Raw genomic sequence first — 18,070 nt, 5'->3', positions numbered from 1 at the left:
GGTTTACTCCCCTTTGCCGCCTGCTACTTTGTTTGTTGCCTGCGCAGGGGCCGGGTCTTTCGTGGCTACGTTAGTGGCGTCGCTGACTTTGACTACAACGCCCGGTTTGACGAATTGCAGACCTTCGGTGATCAAGCGATCGCCGGCCTTGAGGCCGTCTTCAACCAGCCATTGGCTGCCAACGGTGCGGCTGGCCTTGAGCTGGCGCAGTTCGACCTTGTTATCCGCACCGACCACCAGAGCGGTTGGCGTGCCTTTTAGGTCACGGGTCACGCCCTGTTGCGGAGCAAGAATCGCCGCCGCGTTCACACCGGCTTGCAGCTGTGCATGAACGAACATGCCCGGCAGCAGGGTGTGGTCAGGGTTCGGGAACACCGCGCGCAAGGTCACGGAGCCGGTGGTCTGGTCGACCGACACTTCGGAGAACTCAAGCTTGCCCTGTTGCTTGTACTGGCTGCCGTCTTCGAGAGTCAGCTTGACCATGGCGGCATTCTCGCCAGCCTTTTGCAGACGACCGCTTTCCAGTTCGCGGCGCAGTTCCAGCAGCTCGACCGAGGACTGGGTAACGTCGACATAGATCGGGTCCAGCTGCTGGATCACGGCCATGGCGTCGGCCTGGCCATTGTTGACCAGTGCGCCTTCGGTGACCGAAGAGCGGCCGATGCGACCGGAAATCGGCGCGTAAACCTTGGTGTAGCGCACATTGATCTGCGCGCTTTTCAGGGCCGCTTCCGATTGCAACCGGTTGGCCACGGCCGTGTCGTATTCCTGACGGCTTACGGCTTGCTCGTTGACCAGTTGTTTGTAGCGATCGGAAATCGACTTGGTCGATTGCAGATTGGCTTGCGCACTGTTCAGCGTGGCTTCATAGACCGAAGGATCGATCTGATAAAGCTGTTGGCCTTCCTTCACTTCGCCGCCTTCTTTGAACAGGCGCTTGAGAATGATGCCATTGACCTGAGGGCGAACTTCCGCGATGCGGTAGGCCGTGGTGCGGCCCGGCAGTTCGGATGTCAGGGTAAAGGCTTGAGGTTGAAGGGTTACGACGCCGACCTGAGGGGCTGGAGCGGCAGGGGCCGCCTCTTCCTTTTTACATCCGCTGAGCAGCGATGCCAGGGCGACGGCAGTAACCAGAGCGGTAACAGCTGGCTTGAATTGCATGAAGATCCTCGGGTCAGGCGCGCTAAATGCGCACAAGAAAGGTGGAAAGGTAAAAAAACTGTGCCGGGTGGATAAGTAGCTTGCTAAGGAATATACTTACGTTCATGGTTGTTTGTAAATAGCCTTGCTCAGTACCCACCCGGTTACAAAAGTCGATGCAAGGCATGAATTGTAGGCCGGGGACGAGACCCAGAGAGCTCGCCCCACATTTGTTCAGACGGTGCACAGACATCGCTGAAGCATTCCTGATTGAGGTTTTACTGGCATGGTCCGTCGCACTAAAGAGGAAGCTCAAGAAACCCGAAGCCAGATACTCGAAGCGGCAGAGAAAGCCTTTTACGAACGGGGCGTGGCGCGCACGACGCTGGCGGATATCGCCACCCTGGCCGGCGTTACGCGTGGGGCCATCTACTGGCATTTCAGCAACAAGGCGGATCTGGTTCAGGCCATGCTCGACAGCTTGCATGAGCCGCTGGATGAGATGGCCAGGGCGAGCGAAAGTGAAGACGAAGAGGATCCGCTGGGATGCATGCGCAAACTGCTGATTCATTTGTTTCATCAAGTTGCCCTGGACCCGAAGACTCGACGCATCAATGAGATTCTGTTTCATAAGTGCGAATTCACCGATGAAATGTGTGATCTGCGCCAGCAGCGCCGCGCGGTCAGCCTGGAGTGCAATGTGCGTATCGAACTGGCGTTGCGTAATGCGATGAAACGGGGCCAGCTCCCGGACACGCTTGACGCGGCCCGTGCGGCGATCAGCATTCATGCCTATATCGACGGTATTCTGTACCAATGGCTGCTGGCGCCTGACAGCTTCCAGCTGCACGCTGAAGCCGCGCGTTGGGTCGATACCGGGCTGGACATGCTGCGCTTTAGCCCAAGCCTTCGACAAAATGCGTAATTGAGTCCGGTTGTGTCAACACTTCAGGCGAGCGTAGGTTCATTCCTTCGCTCGCCTTCTCGCACCAGACTGCTGTTATATACGGATGCGGGACTGGTTGATAGGTAGTGAGCTACGTATTTTGTAGGTGATTTGTTGCGCGTCTGTTAACGAGTGTGAGCGACCCCGTTTTTGAGGGTGTGGGGCAGCCGATCAACGGCATCGCTCTGATTCATGTTCACGGTCTGCCGGTTGTGCGGATGCCAGACAAACGTTGTAAAACACTGCGGGGAGAGATTTTACGCAATGAACGCTTCTCCGATCTGGATATCTACCAGGTAACTGTAAGGCGCTTCATTCAATGTGTTTTTCAATGTGGATGTGCAGTGTAGGTGGGTGCTACCGATAGAAGTTACCCTGTGATTCCTGGTTGGGACGTCAGATGAGTAGTAGCTGGATGAAGTTTTAAGTCGGAAGTTTGTTTCGATCACGAAAATTTTGTCGGTGGTGGCGTTGCTGTAAATAAAAAATCGTTGTGCATGTACTCTGTTATTTGGATGGGTGGGACCCAGTTCTTTGAACTTGCATACTGTTCTTTCGCAAAAGTATGTGGCTTCATAAGGGTCAAGGAAACGTATTGACGGCGGGGAGATGCTTACTTTGGTATTGGTGTTGATGAGTTCGAGTCTATCGGATGTATTGTTGGTAATAAAATATACCGTGCTAATGGTGTTTTTATCTACGATATCCTCGCCGCGAAATATGGCGTCTTTGAACTGCTCTTGATGTATCATGCTCCGTGATATTTTTCCTGCCGATGAGCTGAACGTGATTCTGCGTTCCTCCTCGGCTAAGTGGTGCTGTTTTGCTTCGTCAGCCGTTTTTTTTATGTACCCGATCAGGTCTACACTTGGGGCGAGATTGATAAGTTTATTAAGAAAGTTGCTGTTCATTCTGTGTCCTTTTGTTTTGGGTGTTTGAATAGTTGATTTTTAATATCGTATGTTTTCAGGTTCTATTGGGGGCGAGGTAGACGCTCTTATGGGATGAGCTACTGTTCTTGTCCGATATGGATATCCAGGCAGTAGCTGTAAGGCGCTGCGGGTACGTGTGCTCTCAATCGGGATGAGCAAACCAGTTTTTTTCGGCCCATGGAGCTTGCTTGATGGGCCCAAGTCGGCGTCAATGTAGTCGTAAAAACACCGAACGAGGACTTCACTACCATGGTTGTATCAAAATGACACTTCATGTCGCCTGCGCCATAAGTGAAAAACTTCTTGATAAACGTTTGGTTGCGGGCAGTAACAGCTGAAAGTCTGTTGGAGTCAAAATATTTCTTTGCATCCATCGTGGCGATTTCGTAAGGTGGGATATCACATCCGGACATGTCCTCGACGTCGAAGTCTGTATCGATTAATTGGATCGTTTCAGAGGTGTTGTTGTGGATGAAGATTAATAACCTTATTTCGTTATTGCTTTGGCTAAATTGTTTCCAGTGCGCATTTTTACGCTTTTCAATTTCGGCGTTAATTGTTTTTTCGTCATTGTCTAGACGTTCATTCTCATCGTTGATCTCCTTTTCTTTACGCTTTGCTTCTTTTCGCTCGTGCTCCCACCTATAGCTTTCTGGTGATCGTCCATTCTCGTGGTACTGCTCAGAAGATCCAGTGCGGTCCTCGTTCATGCCAATTCCTTTTGGTGATATATATGTGTTGTTGGTTATCGTTGTCAGGGTTTAGCTGTGGCGGGTTGAGTATCGATGTTGATGGGGTTGTTGAATAGTTAATGTTTTTTTCTAATTGTTTTTGTTCGGTTGGAGTGTTTGTAGTTAATAAGGTTGCGATAGTTTGGTGGTGGGCGATGTGTGGTGATTATTAATAATGAAAAAGCCCCGGCTCTTTCGAGTCGGGGCTTTTTCATTTAAATGTCGAAACTTACATCACCGGATAGTCGATATAACCGACCGGCCCTTTGCCATAGAACAGTTCCGGACGCGCTTCGTTCAACGGCGCATCGGCCTGCAAACGTGCTGGCAGGTCCGGGTTTGCAATGAACGGCACACCGAAGGCAACCGCATCGGCCTTGCCACTGGCGAGCCAGGCGTTGGCGCTGTCTTTGGTGAAACGCTCGTTGGCGATGTACGGGCCGCCGAAGGCTTCTTTCAGCTGCGGGCCCAGGCTATCGCCGGCTTCTTTCTCGCGGGAGCAAATGAACGCGATGCCGCGTTTGCCCAGTTCGCGAGCGACATAGAGGAAGGTTTCGGCCAGATTGTCGTCGCCCATGTCATGGGAGTCGGCGCGTGGAGCCAGATGCACGCCTACGCGGCCCGCGCCCCAGACTTCGATCGCGGCGTCGGTCACTTCCAGCAACAGGCGAGCACGGTTTTCCAGGGAGCCGCCGTAGTTGTCGGTGCGCTGGTTGGTGCTGCTTTGCAGGAACTGGTCGAGCAGGTAACCGTTCGCGCCGTGGATTTCCACGCCGTCGAAACCGGCGGCTTTGGCGTTTTCCGCACCGACGCGATAAGCGTCGACGATGTCGGCGATTTCAGCGGTTTCCAGTGCGCGCGGCGTTGGGAAGTCGGCCAGTGGGCGAACCAGGCTGACGTGGCCTTTTGGCTGGATGGCGCTTGGTGCAACCGGCGCTTCGCCGTTCAGGTAGGAAGGGTGGGAAACCCGGCCAACGTGCCACAACTGCAGGAAGATTTTGCCGCCGGCGCCGTGGACCGCTTTGGTCACGTTGCTCCAGCCACGCACCTGGTCGTTGGACCAGATGCCCGGGGTGTCCGGGTAGCCGACGCCCATCGGCGTGACCGAAGTGGCCTCGCTGAGGATCAGGCCGGCAGAGGCGCGCTGCACGTAGTATTCAGCCATCAGCGCGTTTGGCACACGGCCTTCGTCAGCGCGGCAGCGGGTCAGCGGCGCCATGATGATGCGGTTCGCCAGTTGCAGGTCGCCAAGTTTGATCGGATCGAAAATAGTCGTCATGGGATACAACCCTCGTTAGTGATCAGTTAGTAGCAGGAGCCAGCTCGGCATTGCCGCTCTGACGGAAAGTAATCAGCGTCACCAGCAGCGCCAGGATCGCCAGAGCAGCGGCCGCAAGGGGCACGCTGGCCAGCCCGAAACCGTGGGCGATGACGCTGCCGCCGACCCAGGCACCCAAGGCGTTGCCAAGGTTGAAAGCGCCAATGTTCAGGGTCGACACCAGGTTTGGCGCGGCTTTGCCGAAGGTCACCACGTTGACTTGCAGCGCCGGTACGGCGGCGAAGGCCGCGGTGGCCCAAAGGAACAGCGTGATTTCGGTCGGAATCACGGCGACGCTGGTCCAGCTCAGCGCGGTCGAGACCACCGCCATGGAAATGAACACGCCGATCAAGGTCGCGGCCAGGCGCTTGTCCGCCAGTTTTCCGCCGATGATGTTGCCGACTGTCAGGCCGAGGCCGATCAGCAGCAGGGTCCAGGTCACGCCTTTGGGCGAAACTCCGGTGACGTCGCCCAGCAGCGGTGCGACGTAAGTGAAGAGGGTGAACATGGACGCAGAGAACAGTACGGTCATGCTCAGCGACAGCCAGATCCCGGCGCCTTTGAGGGCGGCCAGTTCGGCACGCATGTCGAGCTTCTCTTCGTCGCGTTTGGCGGGCAGGAAGCGGATCAGGCCGATCAGCGCGATTACACCGATCACGGTCACCGCCCAGAAGGTCGAACGCCAACCGGCTTCCTGACCCAGTGCGGTGCCCAGCGGTACGCCAAGCACGTTGGCCAGGGTCAGGCCGGTGAACATCAGGGCAACCGCCGAAGCACGTTTGTTGGCGGGCACCAGACCTGCCGCCACCACTGAGCCGATACCGAAGAATGCGCCGTGGCACAGGGCGGTGACGACACGGGCGAACATCAGCACCTCGTAATCACTGGCCAGGGCGCAGAGCAGATTGCCGACGATGAAAATACCCATCAACGCGACCAGCGCAGCCTTGCGTGGCAATTTGGCGGTGGCCATTGCCATGAACGGCGCACCGATGGCGACGCCCAGGGCGTAGCCGGTCACCAGCCAGCCAGCGCCGGGGATCGAAACACCGAGGTCGGCCGCCACATCGGGCAGCAAGCCCATGATGACGAACTCGGTGGTGCCGATGGCGAAGGCGCTCAGGGCCAGAATGAGGAGCGAGAGGGGCATTGTTGATTCCTTATCGGCGTACTGACGTAAAGGGTCAGAGCTCTTTGCTGAAGGTGCGGAGGAATTCCTGAATGGTTTCCTCGTTGCGTTTGAAAAAATGCCACTGGCCGACTTTACGGCTGCTGATCAGGCCGGCGCGTTGCAGGGTCGCCAGATGGGCGGAAACAGTGGACTGCGACAAGCCGCAACGTTGATCGATCTGCCCGGCGCAGACACCGTGCTCGTTGCTGTGGGACTGGTCGGGGAATTCGACGGTCGGATCTTTGAGCCAGTGCAGGATTTCTCGCCGTACTGGATGCGCCAGGGCTTTTATTATTTCGTCGAGGTCGATGGTGGACATGGCAGTGCTCGGGTTGGGTAAAACGTTATATCGCGATGAAGCGAACTTTAAATCGGTATTTCGCGATATACAAATATGATTTTGGTCTGAGGTCAACCTAAATCGGTATATCGAGTTATAACGATATGTTGGTTGTAAAAATACAAGGGGGCAGTGCTAAGCTGCGCCCATGAACTATCTCGCACATCTTCACCTCGGTGGCCAGCGTCCCGGTCAATTGCTCGGCAGTTTGTATGGCGACTTCGTCAAAGGTCGGCTGCAAGGGCAGTTCAATCCGGAGATCGAAGCGGCCATTCAGTTGCATCGCAGCATCGACGTGTTTACCGACCGCCATCCGTTGGTCGATGTGGCGCTGTCGCGGTTTACGCTGACGCGACGGCGGTATGCCGGCATCGTGCTCGATGTGTTTTTCGATCATTGCCTGGCGCGGGATTGGGCGCAGTATGCCGACCTGCCGCTTTCGCATTTCACCGCGGATGTGTACCGGGTGCTGGCTGCTGAACAGCAGTTGCCAGGGCGGCTGGCGCAGATCGCTCCGCACATGGCAGCGAATGACTGGCTCGGTTCTTATCGGGAGTTTGCAGTGCTGGACCAGGTGCTGCGGGGGATTTCACGGCGCCTGTCGCGGCCTGAAGAACTGGCCGCGGCGATGGATGAACTGCGACGGTTGTATGAACCGTTGAGTGATGATTTTCGGTTGTTCTATCCGCAGTTGCAGGCATTCGCTGCAACGCCACGAATCTAATGTGGGAGCGAGCTTGCTCGCGATGAGGGCCTGACAGCCAACATTGTCGGTGACTGACAAACCGCTATCGCGAGCAAGCTCGCTCCCACAGGGTACAGCGTCAAGCGGCTATGGCCGGACGTAACGGAGTTGGCTGTGTTTCTGGCAACGCTCCAAACAACGCCTTTTGCACCGCTTGCTGCGCCGCAAAGGCCAGCGCCGCACGTTCCTGGCCGTGGCAGGCAATCGGTTTGAGCAGGTGGATTTCGACGTCACCCTGATCGTTGGCGAACAAGCGCATCAGGTGTGAGAGCAGGTCGTCATCGCCAATGAACGGTGCGAGCGGGTCGATCTGGCCGTCGCGCAGATAACGAACGGCCACCGGTTGCAGCGCCACGTCCGCGTCGATGGCAGCGGACAACAAGCGACCGTGGAAGGTGCGCAACGAGCGACCATCGGTGGTGGTGCCTTCCGGGAACATCAGCAGCGGATGGTCCTGTTCAAGATGACGGCTCATCTGTTTGCGAATCAACTGGCTGTCACCCGAGCCGCGACGAATGAACAGGCTGCCGGCCTTGGCCGCGAGCCAACCGGCGACCGGCCAGGTGCGTACTTCGGCCTTGGATAGAAAGGACAGCGGTGTGAGCATGCCCAACAGCGGGATGTCGGTCCACGACACATGGTTGCTGACCCAGAGCATCGGTTGTTGCGGCAGTTCGCCGTGAACCGTCACGCGAAAGGGCAGGGCATTGCTCAACCGGGTCATGAAAAACCGCGACCAGCGTTGGCGCCGGACCATCGAGTTGGCCACGCCCATGCGCTCGAACAGCCCGAACACGCTGGCCATGCTCAAGCCCAGCGCAACCACCAGCAGCACTCGCGCGATCCGCGCGTACACCCGTAACCGGCGCATTACACGGCCGCCTTGAAGTGTTTGGCGTAACGCGGGCACAGTTCGTCGCGCTTGAGCAGGATGAACACGTCGGCGACCTGGAAATCTTCATCCCAGCACGGCTCGCCACAGATCTTCGCGCCCAGGCGCATGTAGGCCTTGAGCAGTGGCGGCATTTCGGCGATCACGTTGGACGGAATGTCGAGGGCCGGCAGCGGTTTTTTCGGCTCGGCGCGCAGGTGTTCAGTGCACAGATAGCGTTCACGCAAGCGCTGCATGATCGCCTGGGCCTGAATCCCGCCGTCCTGCATCGGGATGCTCGCGCAACCCATCAGGTAGCTGTAGCCGCCCTGATTCAGCACTTCGGCCAGTTCGCCCCAGAGTACGGCGATGGTGCCGCCGTTGCGGTAGGCCGGGTCGACACAGGTGCGACCGATTTCCAGGATCGGCCCTTGCAAATGCACCAGGCCGTGCAGGCTGAATTCTTCTTCGCTGTAAAAACGCCCCAGGCTGCTGGCGGCCTGGTGGTCGAGCAAGCGTGTGGTCGCTACCAGGCGTCCGGTATTCAAATCACGCACGCCAATGTGGGCGCAGTGAACATCATAGTCATCCATGTCCAGACCCAACTCTGCGCCTTTGAGCTTGGCGTTGAACTCGCCGCTGAAAACGTTGAAGCGCAGGGCCTGGGCTTCCTGCAAAGCCTGCGCGCCGATCAGGCGTTCGGCTTGCAGGCGGCGTTCATTGCCGGTGTCGCTGATGCGGGCGATCTGAGTCATTGCGAATCTCCGTACGGGCTGCTCACCCGTCTTGGGTTGCAGTCGATCGACTTTGTTGTGCAAAGTCAGGCTATGTAGCCCCGGTGTCATCGCCATGAAGCTTTGGTGATGCTTGTGTGACAGCCCTTGAGGATCCGTTTATGCCATGGCAAGCCCTGTTGAACTGCGATCAGCGCCAGCCCGAAAACCTTGATCTGGCAGAGGGTTATGCGACGTTGCTGCATGTGTTGGGCGCGGTGACGCCGTTCGAGTTGGCGGTGCGCGGCGGGCGGATGATGGCAACGCCGGGGTTGGCCTTTCTGGTGGGTTACCAGGCTGCGTTGCGCATGCTGTGGCCCAGCGCACCACCCAGTCTGGGTGCATTGTGTGCGACCGAACAGCGCAGCCTGCGCCCGGCGGACATGCAAACCCGCCTTGCGGATCTGCGTTTGAGCGGACGCAAGGATTTCGTCACCGCCGGCGATGCGGCGGATTGGCTGCTGATTGCCGCGCGCAGCGAGGAGACGGGCCAGTCACCGCGTTTGAGCCTGGCGGTGGTGTATCCCGGCGAGCCTGGCGTACGGGTTGAAAAGCTTCCGGCAATCGCGTTGATGCCGGACATCAGTCACGGTCGGCTGTATCTGGACAATGCGCTGTGTGAACTGCTCGCCGGCGATGGCTGGGACGCGTACGTCAAACCGTTCCGCACCCTTGAAGACATCTATGTACTCAGCGCCATGAGTGCCTGGTTGTTCGGTGTCGGTCGGGACAGCGACTGGCCGCAAGGTCTGCAACTGCAGTTGCTGGCGCTGTTGGCCGGGTGCGCGGAAGCCAGCCGCCAACCGCCGAACAGTAGCGCCGGGCATGTGTTGCTGGGTGGGCTGTTTGCGCAGTTCGAAGGGCTCAAGGCGTCGCTCAATGAAGCCTTTGCCGACGGACCGCCGCAATGGGCAGCGTTGTGGAAACGCGATCAGGCGGTGCTGGATCTGGCGGCGGGCGCGCGGGCCAAGCGGTTGGCCAAGGCGTTGGCGGGATCTTCGCTCAACTGAAGGGCCTCATCGCGAGCAAGCTCGCTCCCACAGGGGCTTGTGTAGAACACAAGACCGCGACATGGCATCAATCCAATGTGGGAGCGAGCTTGCTCGCGATGACGGTCTCACTGACAGCGCATTTCTCGAACTGTCATTTATCTCGACTACGCTCAGAGGGTTAATCCCTATGAGCGTCTGCCGTGTTCAAACGCCTGCCTCTGCTGTTCATGTTGCTGGTCAGTCTTCCTGTTCTGGCAGAAAACTGGCCTGCCGAGCACTGGTCGCCCGGCCCGAAAACCACTGGGCCGGCGCTTCAGGCGTTGGAGGATTACGCCTTTACGCCGCGCGACGACGTTACTCGCAAAGGCGTTCGTACCGATGCCTTGCTGGTGATTCGTGACGGGCAATTGATCTACGAACGTTACGCCGGCGCCACGACGGCTGACACACCGCACCTGACCTGGTCCGTCAGCAAAAGCCTGATGGCCGCGGTGCTGGGTGTGGCCTATGGCGAAGGCTTGTTCAAATTGCAGGACCCGGCAGCGAAGTTTTATCCACCCTTGCAAAGTCATCCGAATGTTTCCATCGCCGATCTGCTGCATTGGGCCTCGGGGTTGGACTGGCAGGAAAGTTATGAATATGCGCCGCTGAATTCTTCAGTGGTGGCGATGCTCTACACCCATGGACGCCAGGACATTGCAGCGTTCGCCGCCGACCATGACGAGTTCAGCGCAGCGGGCGAGGCGTTTCGTTATTCCAGCGGTGACAGCAATCTGCTGTCCGCAACGCTGAAGACCATGGTCGGTGCGCAACGCTACGCCGACTATCCATGGAGCGCATTGTTCGGCCCCTTGGGCATACGCAGTGCAGTTTGGGAAACCGATGCCACAGGGACTTTTGTTGCCTCGTCCTATACCTATATGACGGCTCGCGATCTGGCGCGGATTGGCCTGCTGATGCAACGCGACGGTCGTTGGGGTAACCGGCAGTTGCTGCCAAAGGACTGGGTCGAGTTCAACCGCCAACCGTTCAATCGCTTCAAAACCAATCAGGATGAAGCCGTCCCCGGGGGGCATTGGTGGCTCAATCGTGCGGTCGACGGCGCCGAGAGGCCCTGGGAGGACGCACCTGATGACACCTTCGCCGCACTCGGCCATTGGGGGCAGGCGCTGTATGTGGTGCCCAGCGAGAATCTGGTGATCGTGCGCTACGGCGATGATCGCGACGGCAGTTACCGGCATAACGAATTGCTCCGACTGGCGCTGGCGGCATTCGCGCAGAAGGTGCAGCCATGAACCTCGGTTTTATTCGCCGTCGACCACGGCTCAGCGTGTTGCTGTTGTTGATCGCCGTGTTGCTCGGCTGGATCTGGCAGGAGCGGGTTGCGTTATGGGCCTTCCCGGACATCATCAGCGCCTACACCGCCAAGGAATATTGCTCGTGTCGTTACGTCGAGAACAACCCGGCGGACTATTGCCAAGGCTATGTGAAGCAGTACGTACCCATTAGCGGGTTTCTCGATGACGCTCCAAACAAGCGTGTGACGGCCAGCGGCATGGGACGCAGCCATACCGCCGCATGGATCGGTGCCCGTCAGGGTTGCCGCTTGACTCCGTAGGGGGTGGTCTTTTGCCCTGCGCGGTTTGCAAGCGCGTTCACTCAGGCTAAGGTTCGGCTCAGGTTTACTTGCCCATGAGTGTTTATGTTCAAGCGGTTTTGCTGCACAACCCTGGCTTTGCTGCCGTTAGCTTTCGTTACCTTGCCCGCACACGCCGACTGGTACCTGGACGGTGAGTCCTCACGTTTGTCGTTTATTTCCACCAAGAACGCCAACCTTTCCGAAGTTCAGCGTTTTCTGGTGCTGCATGGCAAGGTCGACGCCAAAGGCCAGGCGCAAGTGCAGGTCGAACTGGAGTCGGTCAACAGTGGAATTCCGCTGCGCGATGAGCGCATGCGCAAGGAGCTGTTCGAGATCAAGACGTTCCCTGAGGCGCTGATCAGCGCGCAGATCGATCTGCGGCCGATCAAAGACCTGGCCCCCGGCGCGCAACTCGAACTGCGTTTGCCACTCACTGTCAGCCTTCATGGCAAAGAGCAGGATTACAACGTCGAGTTGCTGGCGACACGGCTCGATGATCGACGCTTTCAAGTGGTGACCCTGGAACCGCTGGTTCTCAACGCTGCGGATTTCGATCTGCTGCCAGGGCTGGAAAGCTTGCGCAAAGTCGCCGGTCTGTCGGCCATCAGTTTGTCGGTGCCGGTAAGTGCGGTACTGATTTTTACGGCGCGCTGACATGAAGGGTGCAGTGTTTCCATGGCGCGAAGGCAATCGCTATGAGCTGTTGATTGACGGGCCGCAGTTTTTTCCACGGATGCTGGCGGCGATTGCCAATGCACGGGAACAGGTCGAACTGGAGCTGTACCTGGTGGAGGCGGGCGTCTGCGCCGAGGCGCTGGTTCAGGCGCTGGTGCAAGCGGCTGAGCGCGGTGTGCGCGTACGTTGCCTGTTCGATGATTACGGCAGCCTGGCGTTCACTCTGAGCCTGCGGCGGCGCTTGATCGAAGCTGACGTGGAGCTGCGTTTCTATAATCGGTTGAGCTGGCGGCGCTGGGTGCGCAATCTTTACCGCGACCATCGCAAGTTGCTGTTGGTCGATCAGACGCTGGCAGTGGTCGGCGGTACGGGTGTCACCGACGAGTTCTGGACGCCAGGCCATGACACCAGCGAGTGGCATGAAGTGATGGTGGAAATCATCGGCCCGCTGGTGCTCGACTGGCAGTTGCTGTTTGACCGTCAATGGATCGCCAACCGCCATCGCCATGCCTGGAAACCCGCCTCACACTTCGGTTTGCCGCGCTTGCCACGGGTGCCGTCGATGGGCGAAGGGATGGGCCGGGTGGCGTATGCCGACGCAAGGCAACACCGGGACATTTTGCAGTCGCTGTTTCGTGCCTTGAACAGCGGTCAGCGGCGCATCTGGCTGGCCACGCCTTACTTCCTGCCGACCTGGAAAGTCCGCCGTTCGCTGCGCAAGGCCGCCGCACGGGGCATCGATGTGCGCCTGCTGCTGACCGGGCCGCGCACCGATCACCCGTCGGTGCGCTACGCCGGGCATCGCTATTACCCACGCCTGCTCAAGGCCGGGGTGAAGATCTTCGAATACCAGCCGTGTTTCCTGCACCTGAAAATGGTCCTGATCGATGACTGGGTGAGCATTGGCTCGTGCAATTTCGATCACTGGAATCTGCGCTTCAACCTGGAAGCCAATCTGGAGGCCCTCGACCCAACGCTGACCCTGGCGGTGGCGGCAAGTTTCGAGAAGGACTTTGCCTTGAGTCAAAGGGTCAGTCTTGAGGAATGGCAACGCCGGCCATTATGGCGACGGGTCAAGCAGCGGGTGTGGGGATGGGTGGATCGGCTGGTGGTGAATCTGCTGGATCGGCGGGGCTGAACACAATCCCCCAAACACCAAAAAACAATGTGGGAGCGAGCTTGCTCGCGATGACGATTTCACCTTCAACATTGATGTTGACTGTTACTCCGCTATCGCGAGCAAGCTCGCTCCCACAGGTACTTCATGTGACTTCAGGTTAAAGCAACTCGAAGCTCTGCTGCGTCACGTCCTCGGAATCGAGGCCGATCTGCACGTTGAACTTGCCAGGTTCTGCCGCGTATTTGAGCTGGGCGTTGTAGAACTTCAGGTCGTCCTCTTCGATGGTGAAGTGGATGACTTTCTGTTCGCCAGCCTTGAGCATTACCTTCTGGAAGTTCTTCAGTTCCTTGAGTGGGCGAATCATCGAACCGACCACGTCCTGAATGTACAGCTGCACCACCGTTTCGCCGTCGCGCTTGCCGGTGTTTTTAACGGTCACGCTGGCGTCGATCTTGCCGGTCTTGTTCAGCGTGGTCGACGACAGGGCCATGTCCGACAGGCTGAAGCTGGTGTAGCTCAGACCGTAGCCGAATGGAAACAGAGGACCGGTGGTGTCATCGAAATACTGCGAGGTGTAGTTGCCCGGTTTGCCTGGGGTAAACGGGCGACCGATGCTCAGGTGGTTGTAGTAGGTCGGAATCTGCCCTACCGAACGCGGGATGCTGATCGGCAGCTTGCCGGACGGGTTGTAGTCGCCGAACAGGACGTCGGCAATCGCGTTGCCGCCTTCGGTGCCGGTGAACCAGGTTTCGAGGATCGCGTCAGCCTGTTCCTTCTCTTCGAGAATCGTCAGCGGACGGCCGTTCATCAGCACCAGCACCAGCGGTTTACCGGTGGCTTTCAGGGCCTTGATCAGGTCGCGCTGGTTGGCCGGGATGTTCAGGTCGGTACGGCTTGAGGACTCGTGGGACATGCCACGCGACTCACCGACTGCTGCCACGATGACATCGGACTGCTGAGCCGCTTTCACCGCTTCGTCGATCATGACCTGCGCCGAGCGCGGATCATTCACCACTTCCGGAGCATCGAAGTTGAGGAAGTTCAGGTAATCGAGGACTTTCTTGTCCTCGGTGATGTTGGCGCCACGGACGTAAGTCAGCTTGGCCTGATCGCCGAGGGCATGGGTCATGCCATCCAACAGGGTGACCGATTGTTCCGGTTTACCGGCAGCCGCCCAGCTGCCCATCATGTCGATCGGTGCCTTGGCCAGTGGACCGACCAGAACGATTTTTGCGGTTTTCTTCAGTGGCAGGGTTTCGTTCTGGTTCTTCAGCAACACCATGCTGCGACGGGCAACGTCACGGGCTTCGGCGCGGTGCAGACGGCTGTCGGCGTAGGTGTCGGCCGGGTCATCCTCAGCCTTGCCGATCCGCAGGTACGGGTCTTTGAACAGGCCCATGTCGTACTTGGCGCCCAGCACTTCACGCACGGCGTTGTCGATGTCGCTCTGCTGGATCTCGCCGGACTTCAGCAGCCCCGGCAATTCCTTGCCGTACAGGGTGTCGTTCATGCTCATGTCGATGCCGGCCTTGATCGCCAGCTTCGCCGCTTCGCGACCGTCACGGGCCACGCCGTGCTTGATCAGCTCGAAGATCGCCCCGTGGTCACTGACTGCCAGGCCCTTGAAGCCCCACTCTTTGCGCAGCAAGTCCTGCATCAGCCACAGGTTGGCAGTGGCCGGTATGCCGTTGATCGAGTTCAGTGCAACCATCACCCCACCGGCGCCGGCATCAATGGCGGCGCGGTACGGTGGCAGGTAGTCCTGGTACATCTTCACCGGGCTCATGTCGACGGTGTTGTAGTCGCGACCGCCTTCGACCGCGCCGTACAGGGCGAAATGCTTGACGCTGGCCATGATGCTGTCGGCCGCGCTCGGGGTCTCGCCCTGATAGGCCTTGACCATCACTTTGGCGATGCGCGAGACCAGGTAGGTGTCTTCACCGAAACCTTCGGAGGTGCGGCCCCAACGCGGGTCACGGGAGATGTCGACCATCGGCGCGAAGGTGATGTCGAGGCTGTCAGCCGCGGCTTCCTTGGCGGCGATGCGCCCGCTGCGGCCAATCGCATCCATGTCCCAGCTTGAGGCCAGGGCCAGCGGGATCGGGAAAATGGTCCGGTGGCCGTGGATCACGTCATAGGCGAAGAACATCGGGATCTTTAACCGGCTGCGCATGGCCGCGTCCTGCATCGGACGGTTTTCCGGACGGGTGATCGAGTTGAACGTGCCGCCGATGTTGCCAGCGGCGATTTCCTTGCGGATCAGCTCGCGGGGCATTTCCGGGCCGATGCTGATCAAACGCAATTGACCGATTTTTTCGTCCAGGGTCATCTGTTTCATCAGATTGCTGACGAAAGCGTCCTTGTTCTCAATAGGGGCGGGCTTGGTGTCGGCCCATACCGAGTGACTGGCCAGACCGATGGAAAGGCCCAGCAAACACAGCTTCTTCATGAATAGTGATCTCAAAAGCCTAAACGGACGCAGTGGTTACGCGCCGGTCAGCCAAAAATTAGGGAGCGTCTGTTGTTGTTCGGATAAATGCAGCAAACTTCTGAACTCTTTTCGCGCTGGGCATCTTTTAGCCGATTGGCTCGATGCAATCCAGTGGCGGGGGCAGATTATGCCCCAAACGCTCAAGGGGCATACACCTGCGAAGACCAAGGACTGGGGGGCATGGTTTCTGGGGCAGCAGGCGATAACAATAATGAACGAGCATTCAACACCATGGCATTACTGAGTGAGTACGAACAGCGTCAGGTCGCTGAAGCGATTGCCCGTGTCGAGCGCGACACCGACGCTGAACTGGTCACCGTGCTCGCGGCGCGGGCTGACGACTACGCGTATATCCCTTTGCTCTGGGCCAGCCTGCTGGCGCTGATCGTGCCGGGTATCGTGCACTACGTTTCCGGCTGGCTGAACATGCACACCTTGCTGCTGGTGCAATGGGCGAGTTTCATCGTGTTGTGCCTGGTGTTCCGGATTCCATCGATCACCACGCACCTGATCCCGCGTTCCGTGCGCCACTGGCGCGCCTCGAACCTGGCGCGTCGGCAGTTTCTGGAGCAGAACCTGCACCACACCGTCGGCAGCACCGGCATGCTGATTTTCGTCTGCGAGGCGGAACGCTATGTGGAGATTCTGGTGGACGAAGGGATTTCCAGACGGCTGGACAACAAAACCTGGGAGCCGATCGTCGCAGCCTTCACCCGACAGGTGAAACAGGGGCAGACATTGCAAGGCTTCGTGACCTGCATCGAAGCCTGTGGCGAACTGCTCAAGGTGCATGTGCCGGTGACCCATGTGCGCAATGAGTTGCCGAATCGGTTGGTGGTGTTGGGGTGAAGGGGGATTTCAAACCGTTCGGTAAATAACTGCGTGTCCCGACGCGCCATCCCCCCTAAAATACCCGCCATTCCCCGATCCGCACCGCCCGAGGCGTTTTTTACATGTCTGTTACCGCAACTCCCGCCAGCCTCACGCCGGATCATCATGCGCAATTCATCGACCTGCTGAGCACCAGCCTGGCGCAGAACGCCTTCATCAAACTGGTGCTGGCCAAGTACGTCGGCGCTGAAGTCGACTTGCAGCGCATTATCATCAAGCAACTGACGGTCAAGGAGCAGCCGTGCCTGTCCTTCGTCTACCGCTACAAGACGCGTGACATCACCAAGAATTTCCCGATCGAAGAGGGCGTGGCGACGATTGCTGCGTTGTTGCCGCAGACGTTCAAAAACGCTCATCTGCTGGCGTTGACCGATGAAGCCCAGCTCGAATACAGCAAGAAGGGCAAGAGTTCGCTGTTCAAGAGCAAACCTCAGCAACTGCGTGAAGTACCGTCCGCCGAGCACAACCGTGAGAAGAACCGCTTCCTGGACCTGACCCGACCGTTCCTCGCGGATCTGGGCGTGACCAACAAGCAGCATGAACTGATCCCGGCGATGTCGCGCAAGTGGAAGCAGATCAACAAGTTCATCGAAGTCTTCAGTCATGCGCTGACGTCTTCACCGCTGGCGCTGGATAAACCGGTACGCGTGGCGGACTTCGGTTCAGGCAAGGGTTACCTGACCTTCGCCATTCACGATTACCTGCGCAATACCTTGCACGCCGAAGGCGTGGTCACCGGTGTCGAGCTGCGTGAAGACATGGTCACCCTGTGCAACACCGCTGCCGCGCGCCTGGAGCATCCGGGGCTGGTGTTCAAATGTGGTGACGTGCGCAGCGTGGCGCCAAGCGAGCTGGACGTGATGATCGCCTTGCACGCCTGTGACATCGCCACCGACTACGCGATCCACACCGGCATCCGCTCCGGTGCGGCGATCATCATGTGTTCGCCGTGCTGCCATAAGCAGATTCGCCTGCAGATCCAGAGCCCGGCGCTGCTCAAGCCGATGCTGCAATATGGTTTGCACCTCGGTCAGCAGGCAGAAATGGTCACTGACAGCCTGCGGGCGTTGTTCCTCGAAGCGTGCGGTTATGAAACCAAGGTCTTCGAGTTCATCTCCCTGGACCACACCAACAAGAACAAGATGATCCTGGCGGTCAAACGCGCTGAACCGGTGGACCCGGCCCAGCTGTTGGTGAAAATCCAGGAGCTCAAGGCGTTCTACCACATCACCGAGCATTGCCTGGAAACCCTGCTGCGGGCTGATGGCTACCTCTAACCCTGTGGGAGCGAGCTT

Annotated in this window: 18 protein-coding genes; 9 read left to right on the top strand and 9 right to left on the bottom strand. The window is 58.3% G+C overall.

Annotated elements, in window-relative coordinates; genetic code table 11:
- Positions 1-3: 3 nt before the first annotated feature.
- The gene (emhA, locus tag BK659_RS25500) at positions 4-1,161 is read right to left on the bottom strand and encodes an efflux RND transporter periplasmic adaptor subunit EmhA (RefSeq protein ID WP_123428213.1); all 1,158 of its coding nucleotides are present in this window, start codon (positions 1,159-1,161) and stop codon (positions 4-6) included.
- 265 nt (positions 1,162-1,426) lie between these two features.
- Here emhA and emhR point away from each other — a divergent pair, with 265 nt between their 5' ends.
- Entirely contained in the window at positions 1,427-2,065 is a 639-nt protein-coding gene (gene emhR / locus BK659_RS25490) for an efflux system transcriptional repressor EmhR (RefSeq protein WP_123428209.1), read from the top strand.
- 278 nt (positions 2,066-2,343) lie between these two features.
- Here emhR and BK659_RS25485 read toward each other — a convergent pair whose 3' ends face one another.
- From BK659_RS25485 to BK659_RS25465, 5 genes are all read right to left on the bottom strand, one after another.
- A complete protein-coding gene (locus tag BK659_RS25485) occupies positions 2,344-2,997 on the bottom strand; it encodes a hypothetical protein (protein ID WP_123428207.1) in 654 nt (217 codons plus the stop codon).
- A gap of 98 nt (positions 2,998-3,095) precedes the next feature.
- Positions 3,096-3,728 carry a hypothetical protein gene (locus BK659_RS25480; protein ID WP_123428206.1) on the bottom strand — a complete coding sequence of 211 codons (633 nt, stop codon included), beginning with the start codon at positions 3,726-3,728 and terminating at the stop codon, positions 3,096-3,098.
- Positions 3,729-3,978: 250 nt separating this feature from the next.
- Positions 3,979-5,028 (bottom strand): alkene reductase, encoded by a 1,050-nt coding sequence (locus tag BK659_RS25475; RefSeq protein WP_123428204.1) that lies wholly within the window; start codon positions 5,026-5,028, stop codon positions 3,979-3,981.
- 22 nt (positions 5,029-5,050) lie between these two features.
- The gene (locus BK659_RS25470; RefSeq protein WP_123428202.1) at positions 5,051-6,217 is read right to left on the bottom strand and encodes an MFS transporter; all 1,167 of its coding nucleotides are present in this window, start codon (positions 6,215-6,217) and stop codon (positions 5,051-5,053) included.
- A 34-nt stretch (positions 6,218-6,251) separates the two neighbouring features.
- Positions 6,252-6,557, bottom strand: coding sequence for an ArsR/SmtB family transcription factor (locus BK659_RS25465; RefSeq protein ID WP_054596057.1), 306 nt, complete (start codon positions 6,555-6,557; stop codon positions 6,252-6,254).
- A gap of 169 nt (positions 6,558-6,726) precedes the next feature.
- On the opposite strand from BK659_RS25465, the gene BK659_RS25460 reads away from it, so the two are divergent.
- On the top strand, positions 6,727-7,302 hold the full coding sequence (locus BK659_RS25460; RefSeq protein WP_123428200.1) for an acyl carrier protein phosphodiesterase: 576 nt from the start codon (positions 6,727-6,729) through the stop codon (positions 7,300-7,302).
- Positions 7,303-7,402: 100 nt separating this feature from the next.
- On the opposite strand, the gene BK659_RS25455 is transcribed toward BK659_RS25460, so the two are convergent.
- Positions 7,403-8,194: a lysophospholipid acyltransferase family protein gene (locus BK659_RS25455; RefSeq protein WP_123428197.1), complete on the bottom strand. Its 792-nt coding sequence runs from the start codon at positions 8,192-8,194 to the stop codon at positions 7,403-7,405.
- On the bottom strand, positions 8,194-8,949 hold the full coding sequence (gene olsB, locus BK659_RS25450) for an L-ornithine N(alpha)-acyltransferase (RefSeq protein ID WP_123428195.1): 756 nt from the start codon (positions 8,947-8,949) through the stop codon (positions 8,194-8,196). The genes BK659_RS25455 and olsB overlap by 1 nt, the downstream gene beginning before the upstream one ends.
- 140 nt (positions 8,950-9,089) lie before the next feature.
- On the opposite strand from olsB, the gene BK659_RS25445 reads away from it, so the two are divergent.
- The 5 genes from BK659_RS25445 (at position 9,090) to BK659_RS25425 (ending at position 13,411) form a co-directional block, all read left to right on the top strand.
- On the top strand, positions 9,090-9,977 hold the full coding sequence (locus BK659_RS25445; RefSeq protein WP_123428193.1) for an acyl-CoA dehydrogenase middle domain-containing protein: 888 nt from the start codon (positions 9,090-9,092) through the stop codon (positions 9,975-9,977).
- A gap of 182 nt (positions 9,978-10,159) precedes the next feature.
- On the top strand, positions 10,160-11,254 hold the full coding sequence (locus tag BK659_RS25440; protein ID WP_123428191.1) for a serine hydrolase domain-containing protein: 1,095 nt from the start codon (positions 10,160-10,162) through the stop codon (positions 11,252-11,254).
- On the top strand, positions 11,251-11,577 hold the full coding sequence (locus BK659_RS25435) for an amidase (protein WP_123428189.1): 327 nt from the start codon (positions 11,251-11,253) through the stop codon (positions 11,575-11,577). Before BK659_RS25440 ends, BK659_RS25435 begins: the two co-directional genes overlap by 4 nt.
- An 84-nt stretch (positions 11,578-11,661) precedes the next feature.
- Positions 11,662-12,252 (top strand): YceI family protein, encoded by a 591-nt coding sequence (locus tag BK659_RS25430; RefSeq protein WP_123428188.1) that lies wholly within the window; start codon positions 11,662-11,664, stop codon positions 12,250-12,252.
- Between the two features lies 1 nt (position 12,253).
- On the top strand, positions 12,254-13,411 hold the full coding sequence (locus BK659_RS25425; protein ID WP_123428187.1) for a phospholipase D-like domain-containing protein: 1,158 nt from the start codon (positions 12,254-12,256) through the stop codon (positions 13,409-13,411).
- A 139-nt stretch (positions 13,412-13,550) separates the two neighbouring features.
- Here BK659_RS25425 and bglX read toward each other — a convergent pair whose 3' ends face one another.
- A complete protein-coding gene (gene bglX, locus BK659_RS25420; RefSeq protein WP_123428186.1) occupies positions 13,551-15,842 on the bottom strand; it encodes a beta-glucosidase BglX in 2,292 nt (763 codons plus the stop codon).
- Between the two features lie 273 nt (positions 15,843-16,115).
- Between bglX and BK659_RS25415 the strand changes: the two genes are divergently transcribed.
- Entirely contained in the window at positions 16,116-16,733 is a 618-nt protein-coding gene (locus BK659_RS25415) for a TPM domain-containing protein (protein WP_123428803.1), read from the top strand.
- A gap of 104 nt (positions 16,734-16,837) precedes the next feature.
- Entirely contained in the window at positions 16,838-18,052 is a 1,215-nt protein-coding gene (locus tag BK659_RS25410; protein ID WP_123428185.1) for a class I SAM-dependent methyltransferase, read from the top strand.
- The last annotated feature ends 18 nt before the right edge of the window (positions 18,053-18,070 follow it).

The sequence above is a fragment of the Pseudomonas brassicacearum genome, assembly GCF_003732225.1.
GTDB classification, from domain to species: Bacteria; Pseudomonadota; Gammaproteobacteria; order Pseudomonadales; family Pseudomonadaceae; genus Aquipseudomonas; species Aquipseudomonas brassicacearum_E.
Note: the sequence above shows the minus strand (reverse complement) of the source record. Positions and strands in the feature narration are given on the sequence as shown.

Excerpts from the sequence above, each read along its gene's own strand:
- emhA (WP_123428213.1), bottom strand. The coding sequence starts at position 1,161 with ATGCAATTCAAGCCAGCTGTTACCGCTCTGGTTACTGCCGTCGCCCTG.
- BK659_RS25455 (WP_123428197.1), bottom strand. The coding sequence starts at position 8,194 with ATGCGCCGGTTACGGGTGTACGCGCGGATCGCGCGAGTGCTGCTGGTG.
- BK659_RS25415 (WP_123428803.1), top strand. The coding sequence starts at position 16,116 with ATGGCATTACTGAGTGAGTACGAACAGCGTCAGGTCGCTGAAGCGATT.
- BK659_RS25435 (WP_123428189.1), top strand. The coding sequence starts at position 11,251 with ATGAACCTCGGTTTTATTCGCCGTCGACCACGGCTCAGCGTGTTGCTG.
- bglX (WP_123428186.1), bottom strand. The coding sequence starts at position 15,842 with ATGAAGAAGCTGTGTTTGCTGGGCCTTTCCATCGGTCTGGCCAGTCAC.
- BK659_RS25445 (WP_123428193.1), top strand. The coding sequence starts at position 9,090 with ATGCCATGGCAAGCCCTGTTGAACTGCGATCAGCGCCAGCCCGAAAAC.
- olsB (WP_123428195.1), bottom strand. The coding sequence starts at position 8,949 with ATGACTCAGATCGCCCGCATCAGCGACACCGGCAATGAACGCCGCCTG.
- BK659_RS25410 (WP_123428185.1), top strand. The coding sequence starts at position 16,838 with ATGTCTGTTACCGCAACTCCCGCCAGCCTCACGCCGGATCATCATGCG.
- BK659_RS25430 (WP_123428188.1), top strand. The coding sequence starts at position 11,662 with ATGTTCAAGCGGTTTTGCTGCACAACCCTGGCTTTGCTGCCGTTAGCT.
- BK659_RS25460 (WP_123428200.1), top strand. The coding sequence starts at position 6,727 with ATGAACTATCTCGCACATCTTCACCTCGGTGGCCAGCGTCCCGGTCAA.
- BK659_RS25470 (WP_123428202.1), bottom strand. The coding sequence starts at position 6,217 with ATGCCCCTCTCGCTCCTCATTCTGGCCCTGAGCGCCTTCGCCATCGGC.
- BK659_RS25465 (WP_054596057.1), bottom strand. The coding sequence starts at position 6,557 with ATGTCCACCATCGACCTCGACGAAATAATAAAAGCCCTGGCGCATCCA.
- BK659_RS25425 (WP_123428187.1), top strand. The coding sequence starts at position 12,254 with ATGAAGGGTGCAGTGTTTCCATGGCGCGAAGGCAATCGCTATGAGCTG.
- emhR (WP_123428209.1), top strand. The coding sequence starts at position 1,427 with ATGGTCCGTCGCACTAAAGAGGAAGCTCAAGAAACCCGAAGCCAGATA.
- BK659_RS25485 (WP_123428207.1), bottom strand. The coding sequence starts at position 2,997 with ATGAACAGCAACTTTCTTAATAAACTTATCAATCTCGCCCCAAGTGTA.
- BK659_RS25480 (WP_123428206.1), bottom strand. The coding sequence starts at position 3,728 with ATGAACGAGGACCGCACTGGATCTTCTGAGCAGTACCACGAGAATGGA.
- BK659_RS25475 (WP_123428204.1), bottom strand. The coding sequence starts at position 5,028 with ATGACGACTATTTTCGATCCGATCAAACTTGGCGACCTGCAACTGGCG.